The sequence below is a fragment of the Reichenbachiella sp. MALMAid0571 genome, from assembly GCF_040151475.1.
Classification (GTDB): Bacteria; Bacteroidota; Bacteroidia; order Cytophagales; family Cyclobacteriaceae; genus CAXBNB01.
In genome coordinates this window covers 64525-86347 of record NZ_JBDKWG010000137.1, presented here as the reverse complement: position 1 = coordinate 86347, position 21823 = coordinate 64525, and the positions used below count along the sequence as shown (strand labels likewise).

The window sequence follows — 21823 nt, the reverse complement described above, 5'->3', positions numbered from 1 at the left end:
TGTTATTGAAAATATTGTCTGACAAATGCAAATAGTTGCAAACAATTTAGATGTTGCAAATATATTTGAATAGGAGCGAGTAGTGTGGGAATATGAAGTGAAATAATAGCAATTATGCAGCTATTATTTTATTTTTAATAGCTCACAAGATTTTTCGGCAGCATCTTGTTCTGCTTTTTTCTTGGTTAGGCCATAGCCTTTTTTGATTGTTTTTTTATCGAGCACAACACTGGCTTCAAATCTTTTGTAGTGTTTATCAGAGTCTATTTCGACTACTCTGAATGATACATTTTTGTTTTCTTTCTGTGACCATTCAATGATTTTACTCTTAAAGTTGTTGTCATTGTTGATTACATGTGTAATATCAAAATGCGGTATGATCAGCTTTTTTAGAATGAATGTTCTACAGAATTTATGCCCTTTATCTAAAAAAACGGCACCTATAAGTGCTTCAAGGGCATTGCCATAGATAGATTTAAAAGATTGACTTTTGGTGTTTTGGATACCATTGTACTGGATGAGTTCAGACAATCCAATAGTGCGAGCCAGATTGTTTAGGCTTTCCCGGTTAACAATTCTTGATCTTATTTCTGTGAGAAACCCTTCGTCTTTTAGTGGGAATTTGGTGAATAGAAACTCAGCTATTACCATACTCAGCACGGCATCACCAAGGTATTCAAGCCTTTCATTAGATTCAATAAATCCTTTGCGTTCCTCTGTTCCTGCCGAACTATGACGCATCGCAAGAAAGTATAATTCCAGATTGGATGGATTACTGCCAATAATACTTTTTAAGTGTTTCTGGTAATCCTTATTCGTAGATTTATTTAGACCAAACAGACTGCAAAAACTTTAAATTGTAGAACTTGTTATTCCTCAAATTTACGGAATATAATAGAAGTATTATGTCCTCCAAAGCCAAATGTGTTGCTTAGGACTATGTTAACTTTACGCTTTTGGGCTTTGTTGAAAGTAAAGTTTAGTTTAGGATCAAACTCCTCATCATCAGTAAAGTGATTGATGGTTGGTGGGATAGTTTGGTTTTGAATGGCCATGATACAAGCGGCAGCTTCGATTGCTCCGGCAGCACCAAGCAGGTGACCAGTCATTGATTTTGTTGAGCTGATATTAAGGTTGTAGGCATGTTCGCCAAATACAGCCTGTATCGCTTTGGTTTCACTGACATCTCCCAGAGGAGTGGATGTTCCATGTACATTGATATAATCAACGTCGGTCAGTGGAATGTTGGCATCTTTGAGTGCATTAAGCATTACGTTTGTTGCTCCAATACCTTCCGGATGTGGTGCTGTCATGTGATAGGCATCTGCAGACATACCACATCCTATCATTTCAGCGTAAATCTTAGCCCCTCTTGCCTTAGCATGTTCGTATTCTTCCAGAACCAAACTGGCACCACCTTCTCCTAACACAAATCCATTTCGATCTTTGTCGAATGGCCTTGAGGCAGTTTCCGGTGAGTCGTTTCTTTCAGACAATGCCTTGAGTGCATTGAATCCACCAACACCAGACTCGGTAACTGCTGCTTCAGATCCTCCGGTGAGGAAAAGATCAGCCATTCCCAGTCGGATATAATTGAATGAATCGATGATGGCGTTGGTTCCTGAGGCACAGGCACTTACTGTGGTAAAATTAGGGCCTCTAAAACCGTGTTTGATAGAAATCATTCCGGGAGCGATATCTGCTATCATTTTTGGAATGAAGAAAGGATTGTATCTGGGAGTACCATCGCCATTGGCAAAATTTATTACTTCATCCTGAAAGGACTTGAGCCCTCCAATACCTGCTCCCCAGATAACACCAGCCCGGTCAAGATTGATTTTGGTAGTATCTAATCCTGAATCGGCCATTGCCTGATCTGCTACGATCATGCCATATTGAGTGAAAGGATCCATTTTGCGAGCTTCTTTTCTATCAAAGAAATCATTCACATCATAGCCTTTTATTTCACAAGCAAATCTTGTTTTGAATTTTTCTGCATCGAATCGTGTAATTGGCGCTGCGCCACTTACTCCATTTGACAAACCGTCCCAATATTCTTGTGCATTGTTTCCAATAGGTGTTAATGCCCCAATGCCAGTTACAACAACTCGTTTTAATTGCATAAATTAATTCTTTCGAAAATAGAAAATTACTTTACGTTTTCTTCCAGATATGCGATAGCCTGACCTACAGTACCAATGTTTTCAGCCTGATCATCTGGAATAGATATATTAAATTCTTTTTCAAATTCCATGATGAGCTCCACTGTATCCAATGAATCCGCACCTAGATCGTTAGTGAAGCTTGCCTCTGGCGTTACTTCAGATTCTTCAACTCCAAGCTTGTCAATAATAATTGAATTTACTTTTTGTGCTATTTCTGACATTATATTAATATTTGGTTTAAAAAATATGTGCAAAGAAATACATTAAAACAATTAATGCCAAAACAAATATTGCCAATCTTAAACCCCCTTGAATTATATGCTTCTTGCAGGTCTGGAAAGGCTATTAATCACTAATAATTGTACCTCGATTTTCATGCTTGAAATAACAAATCATTGAGTGAATAGTAGTAAATATTTGTTTGTTGTTGCCTCTTTAATTTTATATACATTGGATACCTGCTATATTGTTGAGGCTTTTGTTTTGACTATTTAATCTTGCAATTGTTCTTTTTCTTGATGCTCCTCTATGGTGTTATTAGCTTCATTTACTGGTACAAAATTATCGGGTACTGATTGATTCAGTTCTTCTTCATTGAATGGAAATACGTCAACAAAAGTGGTTTGAGCAATGGAAGGAATTTCTACAGGTACCATCATTGAACTCAAATTGTCCTCAATTCTGTCGTAAGCTATTTTGGCATTGTCTGCCCCAACCAGAAAATAATTATTGATTTTTTTTTCCTTTTGGGCTTCTTCATCTATGGTGACATAAGCTACTTTACATTTGAACCATGTCTCGGAATCTTCGTAGTTGATGACTTCAGAAATATTGGTTTTAGCAATATTGGTTATCATGAATTCACCCCGAATATCTCTTTCACTTATTTCATATATTCTCTTTTCAGCATCAGTAAACGATACTCCGTCAACCAAAAAGGTATCTGTTACCTGTTTCATCCTTCCGTCTTCTGTTGTCACTGCATGCTTTACTTTGCACGAATACCATGTTTTCATCTTGCCTTGTAATTTTTGAATTGAAAATATTTTAAATGAGTTGGCGAAGATAGAAGCAAAAGAGAGAATTAAAAGGAAGTGTGGAAAAGTAATCCATTGATTATAGCATAACTACATTTGTTCATTTCACTTGGAGTCATTTGATAAATTCACACTTGTTCTCACTTGTTCGTACTTACGGGTTAACTCTTTTAATTTTTCCGGCAATTGTTGCGCAAGATTATTCGTTTCTGCTCCGTCTTCTTTGATGTGATACAACTCCCAGTCTTCACCATTCATTCTGTCAATTTTCCACTCGCCACTTCTAAACATTCTGAATTTTTCTGTAAATCCAGAGATGAAAAAATCAGGTTCTTTTCGTTTTTCTCCTTTGAATATAGGTAACAATGAGCCTCCATGTAGTGGTATGGTTGGATGTCCATTGATAGTTTCAGGGTATTTAGTATCTAAAATATCAAGAAATGTAGGGGCAATATCGACAACATGACCAGGCTGATCTGTGATAGTTCCGGGCTGGATCACACCCGGCCAACTGACAATAAATGGTGTGTGGCTTCCACCTTCATAGCCACTTTGTTTGTATTGTCTGAAAGGCGTGTTTCCAAGGTTGGCCCATGTAGATCTTAAGCTCCAATAGGAGTTGGCAGGACCCGGCTGTACTTCTTTTATTTTGTTAGAATAGAAAGGGCAAGATCCATTGTCAACCAAGAATATGATCAATGTATTTTCCAATTTCCCATTCTTTTTGAGTTTATCCAAAACCCTTCCAATGTTTTGATCCATACGGTCGATAATCGCAGCAAACACGGACATTTCCAGATCAAGTGAATCCTTTTGAGCGTCAGATAGTCCTTCCCATGGGTAGTAGTCGGTATAGCTCGGAACGAATGGTCCTCTGATTTTATTTAAATTTCCTTCTGCTGCACTCAATTTGGTGTTTTGGGGAAGTATTTTTAATTCTTTCATTTTTTCGAAACGTTCAGCTCGCAATTGATCCCATCCTTTCAGGTATTTACCACGGTATTTCGCTATGTCTTCCGGCCTTGCTTGCAGAGGATAATGTGCAGCATGATAGGGTAGGTACAGAAAAAAAGGATCTTCTTTCATAAAAGCTTCATCTAACCACTTTATAGCATAATCAGTGATAAAATCCGTTTTGTACATTGGTGCTTTTTCGTATTCTATTTCTTCCGCTTTTATTTCACGGCCTTCTAAATAAAATGGTCGCTCAAACTCTCCTGAAGGAGGACGGAAATATTCGGTGGTAGCCCAGAAATAGAACGAATGGTCAAATACATTTTCAGCTTTACAGTATTCCGGTACCCAGCTATCAAAATGTTCTTTGCCACTCATTATGTTATAATATCCGGCTTGCCTGGTCAATTCTGCAATGTGAACAGCACCATTTCCGCCTTTGTACAACCCGGTGAGCATTGATGACCGGGTAGGGTTACATTTTGCCATGTTGTAAAATGTCTTGAACTTCATACCATTGTTGGCGAGCCCGTCAATGTTTGGTGTTTTGATCTCACTACCATAAGCCCCAATATCTGAAAAACCGATATCATCTGCCATGATCAAAACAATGTTGGGTTTTTCTTGGTCAGTTTTTTTAATGTCCGAACAGTTGGTTAGTAAAAGACAAAATACCAATCCTGCTATCAATGTCATTGAATAGGTGTTATTCCTTATTGTTTTCATTTCCTCTGATTTTAGATTTTATGCTTAGTTTCCTGGCCTTAGAGCGTGTCTATTTCTTATATCTTCGGACAGGCTCATATTATATGTAGCACCAAAGCCATCAGTTTGGTGGTAGGTGTAGGCTTGCCACGGATCTTCACCATTTATTCTCGGATCACCTGTTTCTTTGAGGTGATTTTCCAAGTCGTTCCATAGTTTATTTTTGATCTCTTTGTATTCCGGGTTGTTTGAGAGGTTGTTGATTTGTCCCGGATCGTTCTCTATTTTATACAATTCTTCCAGAGGCCTTTTTCCAAAGCTGAGTTCATACTCTTTAGCGTATTTCTTTTGATTGGCAGGATCAACCATAAATGTTTTGGTGGGGCATGCATCTACATCTCCATGGTAGGTGCGGTTAGAAGACCAAAAGGATGGGCCTCCGGTTGGCCAGCGATCCGGTTCGAAATTTCTGATATACAAATAATCTTTGGTACGGATGGCACGCACAGGATAGGTAGCACCATCAGGCCTGCACCAGGTATGTCTTTCTGTAGCCGTGAAAACCTTGTTCCTACTACTCTCTATGGTTCCTTCTTTGTCAGAAAATAGAATAGGGAACAAACTTTTTCCTGTCATTTCTTTTGGAATTTCTATTCCCGCTGCTTCAAGGAAAGTAGGAGCAAAATCGGTATGGGAAACAAAATCATCTACGGTTCTTCCACCTTTCACTTTATCTCCCCAACGGATAGAAAGTGGCATTCTCACACCCCAATCGTATAGTGTGGTTTTGGCTCTTGGAAATGGCATGCCATTATCGGAAGTGACTACTACTATTGTGTTGTCCAGTTCACCTATTTCTTCCAGTTTTTTAAGCATACTTGCCAGATGTGAATCAAACCATTCGATTTCATAGTAATAATCCAAAATATCACTTCTGACTATATCAACATCTGGCCAGAAAGGTGGAACATCAACATCTTCTATGTTTTTTCCAATCATAAGCCCTGCGCCATCTTCATACACCCGGTGAGGTTCTCTGGAACCAAACCAAAAGCAAAATGGCTTACCTTCTTTTCTGTCTTTTAAAAATTCATTGAAATTGGCTGAATAATTTATATTGGTAATCCCCTTGGCAATGTGGCCTTCAGAAATTTCATTGTATTGCTTGCCAATTGGGTCTTTCTCCAATCCAAGATCAGAATAGTTGCCGGGCAACCATCCTTTGCCTGTATATCCCACATGGTAACCTGCATCTGAAAGCATGTGTGGATATATTTTTAAATCTTTGGGAATGGAGCCAAATAGTACACCAGCTTCCTGAATCCTCCAGATGTCCTGACCACTGATGACGGCACTTCTCGATGGAGTACAAGAAGGACAAGCTGCAAATGAGTGAGTGAAATTTATTCCTTCATTGGCTACCCTGTCAAATGCAGGGGTTTGAACTACCTTATCGCCTGATACACTTGTGTGTAACCAAGATTGATCATCTGCAAATGCAAATAAGATGTTGGGACGCTTCGGTTGTGTAGAAATTTTATCTTCAGTAACTTTTTCTTTTGTGGCACAACCAGCTAAGGTGGTCAGAATGATCACGTATAAAAAACAATGTTTTAGCAATTTGTTCATATTCCAAATATTTAAGGTAGGGTTCATTTTTACATTTCCATGATTTCTATTTCGTTCTGCGAGGGCATAAACTGAGTTGATAATGGTTTGTTTGACTCCATTTACTTCTTATAATTCTTTTTGTTTTTAATCTTATCACCTTCAAAATCAAGTTCACTTTTATAGACTGTCATCTTATGAATTTCTTCATTGTCTATATTTTTAATAGTGTAAGTCATGGACGGATCTTCAAGTGTTGTATCGAACTCCAACATACCAAAAGAGCATTTTTTGTTGTACCCAAAAAGGCTATTTGGCATGATATCATGAGTATGTACATTTGTTAGTCGGGAACTCATAAAGTCATACAGAACATATCCATTCGGTCGCTGCATTTTCCAGGCGTCCGACCTGTGTCGGTCAGCCGAAATAAGCACCACTCCGTCGATTTGATTCTCTTCGATAAACGAAAATATTTCCTCACGTTCATTAGGGAAGCCATCCCAAGTGTCGTCACTGCCGGGTTTGGTACCTATGGCCCATGGGACTGAAGAGGCAATTATTTTAAAAGTTGCTGTTGATGATTTGAGCTTTTCCAATAACCAGGCTTTCTGATACGTCCCAAGCATTGACGGATCACTTACTTCTTTGGGATTTTCACGGTAATAACGACAATCGAGCATAATGAAATCCACATCTCCCTGGGAGAAGTCGAACCAGCATCCCGGATGTTCTTTTCCTCCTCCATAATAAGGATTTGCCCATTGATTTTGAAAAGTATTCCAGACGGGTCTTTTCCAGGCAGGAGTTTCTATTTCAGCACCTCCTTCACCGTCGTTGACCGTGAAGTCATGGTCATCCCAAATGGCATAGATGGGTACGTTCGGTGTAAACCTACGAAACTCAGCTCTGCTTTGTCTTCTGTAGTAGCAATACTGCTGAGCCTCTGGTACTTCAGGAAAGTCAACATATACGTTATCACCCAAGAGTAAAAATGCGTCAAATGACTGAACAGCCAATGTGTCCCACATGCGTTCGTACCACGGAGTGTATCCGGCACCTCCTCCAAAACCAATTTTCAGTTTACCACTTGCTCCTTTGCTTTCCGAAGTGGTAAACGATCCATTCTCATAGAGTTGACTGTCATCAATTGAAATCGTATAATAGTATTTTGTAGATGGCTTCAGTCCATCTACCTGAGTGATAGCAGTATATTCGTTTTGCATGGAGGTGGTTGCTTCGAAAGCTTTACTCCATTTTTTTTGATCTTCTGATACCTTAACCGTTACACTAGAAACCTGATCAGTTCGTACCCATATTTTGACACCTGTGGGAGTTATGTCGCCAAGCATAGGACCATGCACCAATTTGATATACCTGCCTTGCATATATTGTTTAAACTCTTTGCTGTTGATGAGTTTGCTAAGTAAATTACTTGGGCCTGCTAAATAACGTTCCATAGGCAGTCCTGATGCCATTGATTTTTTTACGTATTCCATTGCCTGTGGGATCTTGTTTTTTACTGAATAGGCAACAGCCATACAGTAGAGGCCTTCAGCATCATTTGGAAAGTAGGTCAGAAATCCTTCCATGTCTTTGATCACTTCATCAGGATTCCCAAGTGTTATTTTCGCAATTGCTTCGGTCGGAAGTTTCTTATATTGTACATCTTCAGGGAATTCATTTTGTCCGTAAACATCAACACATAATATTAATTGGAGAAATAAAATGGTACAAATGCTTATTGATAAGATATAATTTTTTTTCATGATGAATGGTTGCTTCTTAATTATAAGTGGATCTTTATTTTTTGTTTGCTCTAGACTTTACCTTACTTCATTGTTTGTTCCCAGCATCAGATTTACAGCGTGATTCGCTACCCTGGCTACATATTTGTTTTTATCGGTATCAATCCGTTTTTGTAATTCGCTGATAGCTGGTTTGGCATTGTCTCCAATTTCATCAAGCACTTGTGCTGCAAGCAATCGTACCCACTCGTCATCACTTTCCAATTCTTTCCTGAGTAGTTTGACAGTTTTGTCAAAATCACCTGTTTTGCAGAGTGCTCTGGCAGATGCAATTCGCACTGCAGCTACTTTGTCATTCAGTTTGGAATTTAGTTCTGAAATAGCTTTTGTGTTTTCTGATAGATTGTTGCCATTTCCCAGACTAATTGCCGACCAATAGCGAACAGCCTCATTTTCATGATCGAGCGATTTAGTCAATACATTCAGGTCTTTTCCAAAAGCTGCGTCTCTGATTTCGGAGATGGGTACATTTTGATTCCTCAATATTTCATAGATAGACGCATCGTATTTGCTTTCCCAACTTCTTATGATCGTTTCAGGAATTAATCCGGAATCTTTGGTATTATCAGACCATCGATTGTGAGCTTCTCTCATTTCTTTCAATATGTGACTGTAGTTGGGATCGTTGGCAAGATTCGTCAGCTCGTCAGGATCATTTCTCAAATCAAATAATTCCTCGTCTGGTTTCGTAAGAGCCATCATGTGTGCTCCATCGGCTGGAAGAGTGCCATTGGCGTGAGCTTTTCTGATTTCCTTCATGATATCACCCTTTTCAGGTGTATTCATATATTGTGTATAGGGCTTGTATGATTCGTAATACCTAATGTATTTGAAATACTTACTTCGCACAGAACGCTGCATATCGTACCTTTCATCCATGCGGTCTCTGGTAGAGTAGGCATAAGCCCTTTCTGGCTTTAGGTTCTCTCCAAGAAATGCCCTGCCGTGCATATTTGCAGGAATAGTTGCTCCTGTTAAATGTATTGCCGTAGGGGCAAGGTCAATGAAACTTATCAACTCATCAGTAGCAGTCCCGGGTTTTCCGGTTAACAGATGTTGATATTTTTTAGGCGCATAAGCTATCATTGGCACTTTTAACCCCGAGTCATACATCCAACGTTTGTGCCTCGGAACGCCTGTACCGTGATCTGAAAAGTAAAGTATTATTGTATTTTCAGCCAATCCATCTTCTTCCAGTTGTTTCAGGATATTTCCAACCAGTATATCCATCATGGCAATGTTATCATAATGCCTTGCCCACAATTCTCTTACTTTTGGAGTATCAGGGAAATAGGGTGGAAGGATGAGTTTTTTTGGATCAGCCCTTAACTCTTTTGGAAGGTCTTTGGTCTTTAAATCGTGTTTTTCTTTAGAATTGATTGAACTTTCATGAGTTATTCCCAGATTGAAAATGGAGAAAAACGGTTGTGATTTATCTTTTCTATTGCGCCAATGAGCATCATTACCCAATTCATCCCATATTTCTCCCGGGGAGTGAGGAAGGTTGTAGTCTGTTTTCTCATTGTTGGTACAAAAGTATCCGGCTTCCCGCATCACTTGAGGATAGAATTTAAAGCCTTCAGGCAGCCTTCCCTTACATCTCATGTGTTGAGTACCCTGCGAACTGGCATACATACCTGTGATGATAGCGGATCTCGCAGCAGCACATACTGGAGAGCTGGCAATTGCATTGGTGTATCTTACCCCACCTTTCGCCAACTTGTCCAAAACAGGAGTTTTGGCGAACGAATCACCATAGCAACCCAGGTTAGGACTAATGTCTTCAACAGAAATCCATAGAATATTGGGACGGTCAGGGCTTTGTGCTTCGATCTTTTGAATGCCTCCTGCAAGAATTATAATTAAGGATACAATTACTTTAGTCATCTTCATATAGTTTGTTCAAATAGTGTTTTAGTCAATAGGATGGAGGTAGTTCATTGCTTCCCCATTTCGATGGTTTGTCTCCCATTTCAAGTTCCAGGGTTCCGCCGTTATAAAATTCTGTAAAAGTTAGAAACGACTGGTCTATTAGTTTGCCATTAAGTCTGGCCGATTGGATGTATATATTGTTTGCCGAATTATTGATGGTCTTCACCTCAAATGGATTTTCTGTATTCATTTTGACGTATTCGAATGTTGGCGAACCAATCAATAATAAATTTTGACCAGCAATAGGGAATAACCCGATTGCATTCCATACATACCATGATGTCATGGCTCCCGAATCGTCATTTCCCGGCAAACCACCTCTGGTATTTCTAAATCGGTATTCCATCGCAATCCGAAGGATTTGCTGTGTTCTATCAGGTCTTCCGGCGTATAGGTACGCATAAGGTGAACAATAATCAACTTCGTTGTTGAGACCCTGAAATTGGTACTCTGTACTGTTGGGTGTTAAATTATAGTACCAGTCCAGGTTTTTAATAAATGCTTCTTTTCCACCTTGTAAATTGATAAGACCTTCCATATTCTGCCATATTCTATAGGTGTAGTTCCACTTATTTCCCTCGTAAAAATGAAAATGTTGTTTCGGGTATAGTTCAGTCTCTATCATATCCTCTGTTTCCATCAAAATGCCTGTGGAATCATAAACACTACTCCATAAACCGGACAGTTCCATCATCCGATTTGCCAATTCATTTTCATCAATTGCTTTTGCAACTTGAGCGGTGCAAAAAGCTGCATAGGCATAATCCTGGTTGTGGGTAGGTGAAGGGGCTAGTGGGATTTTTTGTTGAAACAATTGTCCTCTTTCGTTGTTAATGGTTTTTACCATGACATTCAATGCTTCTTTCCAGTTTATGCCAGGAACTTTTCTTGCCAATGCATCTGCCAATATAAAATTGCCCAGGGCACTGGCCTGCTTACTGAATACCCATGGCATACCTCCTTTCATTAAATAAGCAGGAGGGAATCTACCGAACTGGTTGAAGAGATCGATGTAGAATTGAGCTGTTTTTTGTCCTTCTTCAGGGAAAAATGTAAAGACAAAAGGCATTTGAGTTGCATAGATATCCCACGAAGTGGCAAGGTCTGCAATGTAATTGTCTGAGCTCCAAAAGGGGTTTTCACCTTGTAGATTAGCTGGTTTCAGAATGGCTTTATAAAATGAACTGTAAAACTGTTCAACGGCTTTTGTGTCAGCATCAATTACTTCTATTTTAGATAAATACTGATTCCACTTTTTAGTTGCGTTTTCACTTGATTTGTCAAAGCTAAAAGAGTCTGAGTCATTGATTAGGTTGTTTTTTGCTTGTTTTAAGCTTTTAAATGAGAAACCTATTTGGGTATTTATGGCCTTGTCTGCCAACTCATCAAATTCAAAGAATATACCCAGGTTGTCCGAATGTGTGTTTTCAATTAAAGGTTTTTCACCAACAATTTCATAATTTTTAAAAAAGCCATATTTTTTTGTTTCTTTATCCAACCTGAGATAGAAAAAGATAGGAAATCCGTCCATGACTACTTTCCCCTCCACTTCAGTAGGTGAGATGAATTGAGCTGATACACTTTCCGGAAACTTTTCAGGAATAACCCTGATAGAGTCTATCGCCTTGTAGTAGTTACTTAAATTAATAACCAAAGTATTGTCATTGGTTGTCGGAAAAGTAAACCTGTGCATTGCAGATTTGCTGCTAACGGTTGTTTCCGCTTTGATCTTTGAGTCGAGTACACAAGAATAATAACCGGGTGACGCTTTTTCTTTTACTATCTTTTGTGTAGTTTTTCTGAAAGTAAGGTTACCAGATATAGGAGTGAATAAGAAGTAATTGTAATACCATCTGATGGTTCCCGGTCCGGAGGAATGAAAGTGAGAAAAACCATAGAAATCTTCACCATTGTATCCTGTTGGAAAGCCTTCTTTGTAGATTTTTCTGCCCATGGCATTTACGGAAACCATACCAAAAGGCTGGGTAGCTCCCGGGTGGGTGGCACCATATATTTCACGGACATCAAACCAGGAGGTGTCAATTCTTGGCAGGTTTTCAGCTATTTGAATTCCGTCTTTGTTGTCACATTTTTCTACTCCTAAAAATACGTTGACATATTTCGAATAATCAGTTTCTCTGACACGAGTATCTTTGGTGGAGTGGCAGGAAAAGTTTAACAACAAAAATACCCCACAGTAGATTTTTGTTATGTAGTGTTTTTGTATTAATGAATTATTACTTGTGGAATATCTCATTGTCGTATTTCAGAAATAATGGGGTCACCTGTACTAATTGCCAGCTTTTCTAATTTCGATTGCATCTCCTTCTTTAGTTCGCTGTAATCAGGATCGTTAAACAGGTTTTTAGTTTCATAAGGATCGGTATAATGATCATATAATACTTCATAGTCCAATGTGGAATAGAGGAACCTACCATCCCAAACGCCACGCCATGCATTTTTCCCTTGAAACAGACCAAGGTATAAAGCGTCTTGTTTTGGTCCATTGTCGGAAATGCACCAACCTGCCATTGATTGTCCAGACATTTTTGAAGGAACTTTTACTCCAGCCAAGTCAATTAGGGTAGGAGCAATATCGACACTGTTGACCAGTACATCGTTGACCTTACCGGGTTTTATGACAGCTGGCCATTTTATAATTAATGGAGTCCGCAAAGCAGTGATATAGGGCTTTCCTTTGGTTCTTAGATAAAACTCAAGTTTTTTACCTTCCTGAATATATCTTTCTTTTACTTCATGTGAATGACTGCCTAAAATGTCTCCGTGATCGCTGATGAAAAGCACGATGGTATTGTCACTGATTTTCATTTTGTCGAGCCCTTCTACCAGACGGCCTACTTCATGGTCTATTGAACTAACCTGTCCATAATAGATTTGTCGCAACCTTCTCACTTCTTTTAACTCATCCTGATCCAACTCATTTTCCACGTCCGGAGGCAGTACTATTTTATTAGGGTCATACATATTCAAAAAATTCTGTGGACACTGAAATGGATTATGAGGAGGTCCGTATGCTATGTAGTAACACCAAGGTTTTTTTTCTTCGGTGTTTTTCTTAATAAAGTTTAAAGCCATATCAGTTTGCCAGGTAGGTTCCCAATTGTAGCCTTCTACACGAACTTTTTCTTTTTTCTCATTGAACTTCCATACTTCGAAAAATTCGTGAGATTTTTCATATCCATTCCAATCCTGCCACCCTTGTCGTTTTGCACCTTCTTCTATATATCCACCAACTGATTCTTCAGGGATTCCTCCATCCAGATGCCATTTTCCAATGAATCCGGTTGCATACCCTTCATTTCCCAACAATTCTGCTATTGTAGTAAGAGTGGTGTCCATTGGCATATTGTTGTTGGTGACCTTATGCTCATGAATATACAGTCCTGTTTGTATAGTAGCTCTTGTGGGGCAACAAACCGGAGCACCACTTATGGCATTGGTAAATCGGATGCCATCTCCAGCGAGTTGATCTATATTGGGAGTGAGCACATCGGGATGACCAGCAACACCCATCATGTCCGCACGAAACTGATCAGGCATAAGAATAAGTATATTGGGTGGCTCATTTTCGTCTTTGTCAGCAGATGTGTTTTCCTTTTTACCGGAAGTACATGCAATTGTCAAAGACATGAATAATGAAATTATCAGGCGTGTCGTAGATGTCATTTTTAGTGATTTTTTGTATAGCCTATATTTTGATTTATTGTGTTTTCTATTTTGATTTCAATGCATTTTCATACTCAGGCCTCTTTTTCCATTCTTTAAAGTAAGGTTGATATTGAGGCAATGTGTTCCAGAAAACACGTTCAGGATCAGGTGATTCAAGTCCATTGGAGAAATCATTTCCTTTTATACTGGATTCCACAGATTCATTCCAATTATTGAAAGCAGTAATCATTTTCTTTGCAATTTTGGTTTCTATGTCAATGAGGTTATTTGTTTCATTTGGGTCTATGTCCAAATTGTAAAGCTCAAATTCACCTTTGGTTATATCAAGAGAAAGGAGTTTGTATTGGTTGTCGATCAATGCCGCTTTGTTTTCGTGCCGAAAGGGAATCGCTTTGTCTCTTGATTTAAGATCACTATCAAACAGTTTTTTTATGCTTTTTCCATCTATAGGTGAAATCATGGAAGATTTTGGTAAGCCTACTATTTCAGCTATGGTAGGGAAAATATCCATGGTAGAGGCAGGGTAGTTCGTAATACGACTGATTTTTATGGATGCAGGCCATTCTATTATGGCAGGTACTCTGATACCTCCTTCGTATATATTTCCTTTAAAACCTCGTAATCCCCCTACGGTTTCTGATCCGAAATTTCTCAATCCTCCATTGTCACTATTGAACCATACCAAGGTGTTTTTGTCCAGATTCATCTTGCGTAGAGATTCCCGCAGGTTGCCTATGCTTTTATCAACATTTACAATTTCGGCATAGTGGTTCCGGGCAATTTCTTCCAATTGCGTGAAGTTCATTTTGTCTTGATCCTTTGCTCTCCACGGCGCATGAGGGCTACCATACCAGATTACAATAAATAAGGGTTGGTTGTTGTCTTTTTCCCTTTCCATAAATCTGATTGCCTCGTTCACAATGATGTGTGAAGATTCTCCTTTTATTTCTTCAAACACCCCATTCCGACTCATTACAGGATCAATATCAAAGAAATTTGATACAGAGAGCCACTCATCAAAACCAAACTTTCCCGGAGTTCTCGGATCTTCTTTTAAGATAGGTACTCCAGGCCCTCTGTGGCCATTTAAATGCCATTTTCCAAAATGAGCAGTTTTGTATCCGATTTGTTTTAATGCCTGAGCAATTGTTTTTTCCTGATTACGCAATGCGTAACCGTGCGAATAAACCCCGGTGCGGTCATTGGAACGGCCTGTCAATACGCTCGCACGGGTAGGGGAGCAGACTGGTGCTCCGGCATAAAACCGATTGAATCGGAGGCCGTTAGCAGCCATAGCATCCATATTTGGAGTCTTTAAAATAGGATGATTTTGATACCCGGTTTGCCCCCAACCCTGATCATCTGTCATTACCAATATTATGTTGGGTTTGGCAGGTTGTCTTGCGGATATACCAAAAGTGAAACCTATAATAAGACTAAGGAAAAGTATGATTTTTTTCATGCTTATAAATTTTGGTAAAGGTTTTTATTCGGAGATGAACCCATTTCAAAAAGTAGCTCACCACCGTTTACAATTTCTTCATGGGTGATATAGGGTCTGTTGAGGTTTTTCCCATTCAGAGATATTGCTTGCACATATACATTGTCAGGAGAATTGTTTTTTGCAGTTACTTTAAAGGTTTGACCTTCATAATATTTTGGATCAAGCTTTATTTTAATTTCATCAAATAAAGGACTTCCTAGCTCGTAACGGTTGCTGCCGGGACAAACCGGATGAAACCCCATGGCACTTAGTATGTACCAGGCTGACATTTGTCCTACATCGTCATTGCCCATGATGCCATAAGGGGATGTGCCGTAGGCATTTTTCATAATGGTGCGCACCCATTTTTGAGTAAGCCACGGCTTGTCTGTATGGTTGAACAAGTAGGGGATATGATGCACTGGTTCATTAGCATGATTGTAATACTCATTCCAGGAAAAATCTTTAGGTGTTTTGTCGAACAATAATTCCAATTCAGAAAGAAACCGCTCTTTCCCCATGAGTTGTTTTAGTCCGTCAATATCATGCGGAACGAACCACGTTTGCTGCAAAGGGTTACTTTCGATACATGCTTGTTCAAAACCCAATTTTCCTTCCCAGGGAATCCAATCGCCATTTTTAAACTTACCCCGCATATAGCCAACACTGTCGTCGTAAATATTTTTATAGTATAAAGCCCTTTTGCTAAAAAATGCTTCATCGTTTGTTTTACCTAGTGCGTTGGCAAACTGACTGATGTTCCAATCTGCATAACAGTTTTCCAAAGTGGCAGATACGCCTTTGTAGTAACCTTTCCAGCGTACAGGTTGGGGATCACATGCGACATAGCCTAATTCATTGTATTCCTGCCAGCTATTTCTGGTGGTATTTGGTCCAATGGAAGTTTGTTTGGCAAGTTGATATGCTGTTTCAATATCAAATCCACGGATTCCTTTGTTGTATGCGTCAAAAATCACAGGAATGGCAGGATCTCCCAACATGCAGCCTGAATAACTGGAAGCAATTTCCCATTTAGGAAACCCCATTTTCCCAAGTTGTCCTTTTTCAACTAAACTGTTCACCAATTCTTCTGTTGAATTGGGGTCGATTATGGTCAACAATGGAATATGGCTTCTGAAAGCATCCCAACCACTAAATATTGTTCTGTAATTGAAATTTGATTTGTTGTGAATTTGGTGATCTCCGCCGTAGTATCTTCCGTCCACATCAGTAAAACATCTGGGATCGATTCTGGCGTGGTACATGGCAGTGTAGAATATTTTTTTATCGTCTTCAGTTCCACCTTTTATTTTGATCAGGTTCAATGATTGTGACCATTTGTTTCTGGCATCATTTTTCACTTTCTCAAAATCCCAATGATTCAATTCTTCTGCAAGATTTTGTTTGGCTCCTTGTATGTCAACGAATGATATTCCGGCTTTGAACAACACTTGCTCATTGTTTTTAAGGTGTGGAAAATTGGCTGTAAAACCAATGTGTTTTCCTTCATGTTCTTTTACGTTGTTCAGTATCTCACTTTTGGCTATAATACCTTGATAAGCTTCACTTTGAACATCCTCATCTTTTCTGGGTTGCTCGTCAGGAATGTCGGCAGACCAAATGGCCGATGAGGTAAATGGTTTTGAAAATTCTGCATGGAAATAAACTGTATATTTTATTTTGTATCCCAGCCTTTCCGGTTTGCCGTTTCCCCAACCACCACCATCTGATTCACAAAGCATCCAACCTTCGATGTGGGTGTTGTCTATAACTTTGATGTATTGTTTGGTGGAAGTACCACCGATTCTTCTGGACAGGTCGATTTGAATTCTGTTGGTTTTAACCTCAGGAAATGTGAACCTCAACATACCAGCTCGTTGTGTAGTGGTCATTTCAGCCTTGATATGGTAGTCATCAAGATCAACACTGTAAAAACCAGCCTGAGCTATTTCAGAGTTATGGGAAAAACGAGACCGATATCCTGTTTCCGGTTTATTGACCTGTCCTCTGTTTGGATGAAAAGAACCGTTAGTCGCTATAGTGAGTAGGTTTCCGAAATCACCAAACCAACCTATGCCACTCATGTGGACAAAACTGAAGCCTTCAATGGTATTGTGTTCGTAGGAATACCCTGAGCCCATATCGCCACCTGTATAAGTGTCAGGGCTTAATTGAACCAGTGAAAACGGGAGAGTAGCTCCAGGAAAAGTACGTCCGTAATATTTGGTTTTGGCTACAGACCCGATAAGCGGATCAATATAGTCAACCGGAGGTTTTTCTATCAATTTTGTTGTATTGGAAGTACAGCTTCCAATACAACAAAATGTCAAGATAAGGAAAATACTTTTCGAGATGTTTCTTATCATTTCATTAATTACTGATTCATTTCTGATTTCAGCGATTTCAACCAGGATTGATGCAGCTTCAAAAGCTCTTTCAATTGTTTTGGGTTTGATTCAACCAGGTTGTTTTTTTCTGAAATATCATTATCCAGATTCACCAGAAATAGTTTATCAAGTTCAATTTTACTTCCATCTGTGGAGGGCTCATTTGGGTTACCAATCAACTTCCAAGACCCCTTGCGAACAGCCCATTGAGCAGTGGCATCATCATAACTGCCATATTGCCAATAGGTCACTTCATGTGTTGAAGGAGTGCTTTCATTTAAAATGATGGGCATTAAGCTTTTACCGTCAATTTGTTCAGTTACTTTTGAGCTGGTTAATTCAGCTATAGTACTGAACCAATCCATTTCCATTGCAAGTTGGTTACGTACTTCATTGGCAGGAATTATACCCGGATATTTGATAATTGCCGGTACCCGGATTCCTCCTTCAAAAAGACTGAATTTACTGCCTCTGTACGGCCCTGCATTACCACCTCCCCAAAACGCTCTTTCTTCAAGAGAATGTCCATGATCTGATTGAAAAATGACAATGGTATTGTCGTCAATTCCCTGTTTTTCCAATTCATCTAATACAATACCAATTTTTTCATCCGTGTTGGATACAAAAGCTGCATATTCTTTGCGTGGGGTTGGTAAATCTTTGTAATATTCCATCCATTTTTGAGAGCCCTGATAGGGGTAGTGCGGTGCATTGAATGCCCAGTAGATAAAAAATGGCTCGGTCTTTTTATGGTTGATGATTTGTTTGATTTCGTCAGCCATCAAGTCAGAAAAGTGCTGACCCGGATAATATACTTCTTCAGTGTTTCTATACAAATCATGTTTGTTTGGTCCTTGCCAGTAAAAAGTGTGAGAATAATTGTCTATGCACCCTCTTTGGTGGCCAAAAAAATAATCAAAACCCTGACCGTTTGGAAGCTTATCTTCGTCGTGACCCAAATGCCATTTACCAATTAAGGCTGTGTAGTAACCATTGTCTTTGAGCATTTCGGCAATTGTAACCTGTTCAGTTGGCATGCCGTGCCTGTCTTTTTCATTGGCATATTCCGGTACGGGAACATTGCCGGGAAGACCAGCTCTCAGGTTCGTTTTACCTGTCAGCAGAGCAGCACGTGAGGGTGAACATACAGCAGCTCCAGCGTAAAATTGAGTGAACCTCACTCCATCCTTGGCGATTTTGTCCATATTAGGAGTATGTAAGTCAGTTGCTCCATAGCTGCCCAGATCAACCGATCCCTGATCGTCAGTGAGGATTATGATTACGTTGGGTTTCTGACTTTTTTTAGTTGATTGAGCAGTGAGACCTGAATGGCAAGTGATCAACATTGATACTGCCAGAATTGTGATTTTTTTAAACGAATTTTTAATCATTGAATATAATTTTTTGTGTCCCACAATTTAATATAATCATTAAGGTTCTTTTTTTAATTTTTAAATAAATCCTGCAAACGTTTGCAACAAGTGGCTATTTTATTTCTTTTTTGTCTGTTATGATTCCTGACTTTTTACATAAGAGTTCTGCTGTTAAATAGGTGTCTGGAGCGACAAGCATGTTTTTGACACTCCATTTTAAATGGAATTGATCCATTACCTGCCCCGTTTTAACCATAAGAGTCAATTGAGATGCGGCATTGAGTTCTACGAAGTTGGTTTTGTTGTAAAAAGAATACTCCCCAGTATTTTCAAGTAGATAATCAATACCACTTTCATTGCTGATTGTAACTACTGCGAGATTTTCGAGATATTCAGTTTTTATGATTTTAATTGATTCTTGAAATAGATGGGTAAGGAGCGTTTCATTTCCAATAATATTGTCTTCAAACCATAGGGCAGTTCTTTGATTCATCAAAGCTTCTTTAATGCCATTTTCACTTTTTTCTTTTGCAAAGACCAAAGTAGTTGGACGGTGCTCAAGAGTTAAGTCGTATTCCATGCCTATGGGAATATGAATATCAGAATTGGCTATTAGAGTAAGGTTTTTCTCTATACACCATTGATGAGCCTCTTTGGAATAACTTCGACCATTCACTATCTCAATTCCCATCAATAATTTTTTCTTCAACATTTCTGAATGTACATCATACCATTCAGGAATGCCATCCTGTTTAAAGTCCTTGTCTGGAGATTTCCAATGGGGGTGATTCCAGAAAATGAATGCACCTTGTTTTCTGGCTTCATAGAAGGTATCCATGTATTCTTTTTGTGCAATATTGGCATCTGTGAGAAAAATCGCATTGATATGCCCCGGGGGCATTCCTTGTGTAATCTCGGCTCCTCTAATTACGATCAGTTCTGATTTTGAAGCAGCTTCCAATGCGATTTCATAGGAACGATTACGGTTTTTTTCCTGTACTTCAGGATATTTTCCCAGTTTTCCATACTTCAGATGATCGGTAATAGCTATGGCATCCAAACCTTCATTTATGGCTTCTGTCACTCGAATCTCAGGCCATACTTTTCCATCCGAAAAAACGGTGTGAATATGAAAATCACATTTGAGGGTCTTATAACCGGGAATGTCAGGAATGTCATTGTTGCCTTGTGCTCTGATGGTAAATGATATCAGAATTCCCAGTACCAATAGAAGTGAGTATTTGTTCTTCATTATTCGTCGGAATTGTCTGTGCTGGTAATGGTGAAATCATAAGGAGGTTGACTATCCATTTCTGTTTTTAGCTTGTTGTAAATGGCTTTTTGAGTGTTAGAAAGTAAATTGGCTTGTAATGGCTTTTTCTCCCATTTGTCTTCTGGAATAAAATAGAACCTACCATCGTGGTATAGTTTGTAGTCCAGTGTGCGTACAAACCGGCCGTCTTTATCTCTAACCTTCTCAGGGTAAGGATGGTAGTGAACAAAAGCGGTTTCTCTTGGAGGTTTTTCTTTTCCTGACAGGGTTTTGAAAAAACTTTGACCATCTGTAGGATAGGAGGTTACACCTGCCGCTTCTGCAAATGTGGGCATGAAGTCACTAAACTCAATCAACTCGTTGATTTCAATTCCTTTTTGCTTTCCTGCCGGCCAACTTACAATCATAGGCACATGAGTGCCATTGTCAGGCATGGAACTCTTACCTCCGGGGTATTTATCGTACAATTTGGTTTTAGATACTATATTGGTATTTGTGCCATTGTCTCCGGTAAAAATAACAATGGTGTTGTCATCAATTTTCAATTCCTTCAGTTTGGACATGATTTTACCAACAACCTTGTCAGAGTAGTTTACCATATCGGCAAAGAACTTATTGTCATGCTTCGATCTGGTTTTCGGATTTTTCCATTCTGGTGAATCTGGTGTTGGTACAAACGGACTATGTACCAATATCATAGGGTAATAGACGAAAAAGGATTCTTTCTTATTTCTTTCTAAAAAATCTAAAATGTAGTTGGATACTATATCCGGACCATAATCGTCAATTGTTGTTTCTAAAAGTTTGCCATTTTGTTCGATGAAAGGATTGGCGAAGCGAGGGCCTTTTTTTGTCAACTGCCAGAGACAATACTCATCAAAACCAAATTGCTGTGGGCGTTGCATGTCATCATAGCCTCCTCTTTTTTCTTTTGCACCACTCAGTTGCCATTTACCGGCAATCATGGTTTTGTAACCTGCCTCTTTCATCATATTCCCGAAAGTTTTTTCTTTTACATCCAGATATCCGAAATCCACATAATTTCGATAGTTGTACTTTCCGGTCATTATTTTTACCCTGGAGGGAGTACAAACGGGTTGTGATATACATTTGGTAAATCTCATTCCTTCGTTTGCCAATTTGTCCAGTACCGGGGTTTGGTAGGAGAGGGAGCCATTTACTCCAAGGCATTCAAATCCCATGTCATCGGCCATGATCAGAATGATGTTTGGTTTTTTATTTGCACTTTGGGCATTGACGAACTGCAGCAGACATAATATGGAACAGAGTATTAATAAATTTTTCTTCATTTTTATATGAAATTTGATTCTTTGGATAGTGATTTAAAATTGTAGAAAACAGAATACATTTTACCTTTAAAATTAACATTTGAAACCAGTGATTGGAA

Annotated in this window: 15 protein-coding genes; all 15 read right to left on the bottom strand. The window is 39.0% G+C overall.

Features of this window, described 5'->3' with window-relative positions:
* Window positions 1-123 precede the first annotated feature (123 nt).
* Window positions 124-783, bottom strand: a complete 660-nt coding sequence (rnc, locus tag AAOP42_RS14005) for a ribonuclease III (protein ID WP_349529248.1) — start codon at window positions 781-783, stop codon at window positions 124-126.
* Window positions 784-869: 86 nt separating this feature from the next.
* Complete coding sequence (fabF, locus tag AAOP42_RS14000) at window positions 870-2123, bottom strand: beta-ketoacyl-ACP synthase II (RefSeq protein WP_349529159.1); 1254 nt, start codon at window positions 2121-2123, stop codon at window positions 870-872.
* Between the two features lie 26 nt (window positions 2124-2149).
* Complete coding sequence (locus tag AAOP42_RS13995; RefSeq protein ID WP_349529158.1) at window positions 2150-2386, bottom strand: acyl carrier protein; 237 nt, start codon at window positions 2384-2386, stop codon at window positions 2150-2152.
* A gap of 270 nt (window positions 2387-2656) precedes the next feature.
* The gene (locus AAOP42_RS13990) at window positions 2657-3181 is read right to left on the bottom strand and encodes a DUF4494 domain-containing protein (protein ID WP_349529157.1); all 525 of its coding nucleotides are present in this window, start codon (window positions 3179-3181) and stop codon (window positions 2657-2659) included.
* Window positions 3182-3307: 126 nt separating this feature from the next.
* The gene (locus AAOP42_RS13985; RefSeq protein WP_349529156.1) at window positions 3308-4882 is read right to left on the bottom strand and encodes an arylsulfatase; all 1575 of its coding nucleotides are present in this window, start codon (window positions 4880-4882) and stop codon (window positions 3308-3310) included.
* Between the two features lie 24 nt (window positions 4883-4906).
* Window positions 4907-6490: a sulfatase family protein gene (locus AAOP42_RS13980; protein ID WP_349529155.1), complete on the bottom strand. Its 1584-nt coding sequence runs from the start codon at window positions 6488-6490 to the stop codon at window positions 4907-4909.
* Window positions 6491-6591: 101 nt separating this feature from the next.
* Window positions 6592-8238: an alkaline phosphatase D family protein gene (locus AAOP42_RS13975; protein ID WP_349529154.1), complete on the bottom strand. Its 1647-nt coding sequence runs from the start codon at window positions 8236-8238 to the stop codon at window positions 6592-6594.
* Between the two features lie 57 nt (window positions 8239-8295).
* A complete protein-coding gene (locus tag AAOP42_RS13970) occupies window positions 8296-10164 on the bottom strand; it encodes a sulfatase-like hydrolase/transferase (RefSeq protein WP_349529153.1) in 1869 nt (622 codons plus the stop codon).
* Window positions 10165-10195: 31 nt separating this feature from the next.
* Window positions 10196-12466 (bottom strand): GH92 family glycosyl hydrolase, encoded by a 2271-nt coding sequence (locus AAOP42_RS13965; RefSeq protein WP_349529152.1) that lies wholly within the window; start codon window positions 12464-12466, stop codon window positions 10196-10198.
* Window positions 12463-13896, bottom strand: coding sequence for a sulfatase-like hydrolase/transferase (locus tag AAOP42_RS13960; protein ID WP_349529151.1), 1434 nt, complete (start codon window positions 13894-13896; stop codon window positions 12463-12465). Before AAOP42_RS13960 ends, AAOP42_RS13965 begins: the two co-directional genes overlap by 4 nt.
* A 46-nt stretch (window positions 13897-13942) precedes the next feature.
* Window positions 13943-15361, bottom strand: coding sequence for a sulfatase family protein (locus tag AAOP42_RS13955; RefSeq protein ID WP_349529150.1), 1419 nt, complete (start codon window positions 15359-15361; stop codon window positions 13943-13945).
* A 2-nt stretch (window positions 15362-15363) separates the two neighbouring features.
* Window positions 15364-17748: a GH92 family glycosyl hydrolase gene (locus AAOP42_RS13950; RefSeq protein ID WP_349529149.1), complete on the bottom strand. Its 2385-nt coding sequence runs from the start codon at window positions 17746-17748 to the stop codon at window positions 15364-15366.
* An 8-nt stretch (window positions 17749-17756) separates the two neighbouring features.
* A complete protein-coding gene (locus AAOP42_RS13945; RefSeq protein ID WP_349529148.1) occupies window positions 17757-19160 on the bottom strand; it encodes a sulfatase family protein in 1404 nt (467 codons plus the stop codon).
* 94 nt (window positions 19161-19254) lie between these two features.
* Window positions 19255-20394 carry an Sb-PDE family phosphodiesterase gene (locus AAOP42_RS13940; protein WP_349529147.1) on the bottom strand — a complete coding sequence of 380 codons (1140 nt, stop codon included), beginning with the start codon at window positions 20392-20394 and terminating at the stop codon, window positions 19255-19257.
* Window positions 20394-21725, bottom strand: coding sequence for a sulfatase family protein (locus tag AAOP42_RS13935; RefSeq protein WP_349529146.1), 1332 nt, complete (start codon window positions 21723-21725; stop codon window positions 20394-20396). The genes AAOP42_RS13940 and AAOP42_RS13935 overlap by 1 nt, the downstream gene beginning before the upstream one ends.
* Window positions 21726-21823: the final 98 nt, after the last annotated feature.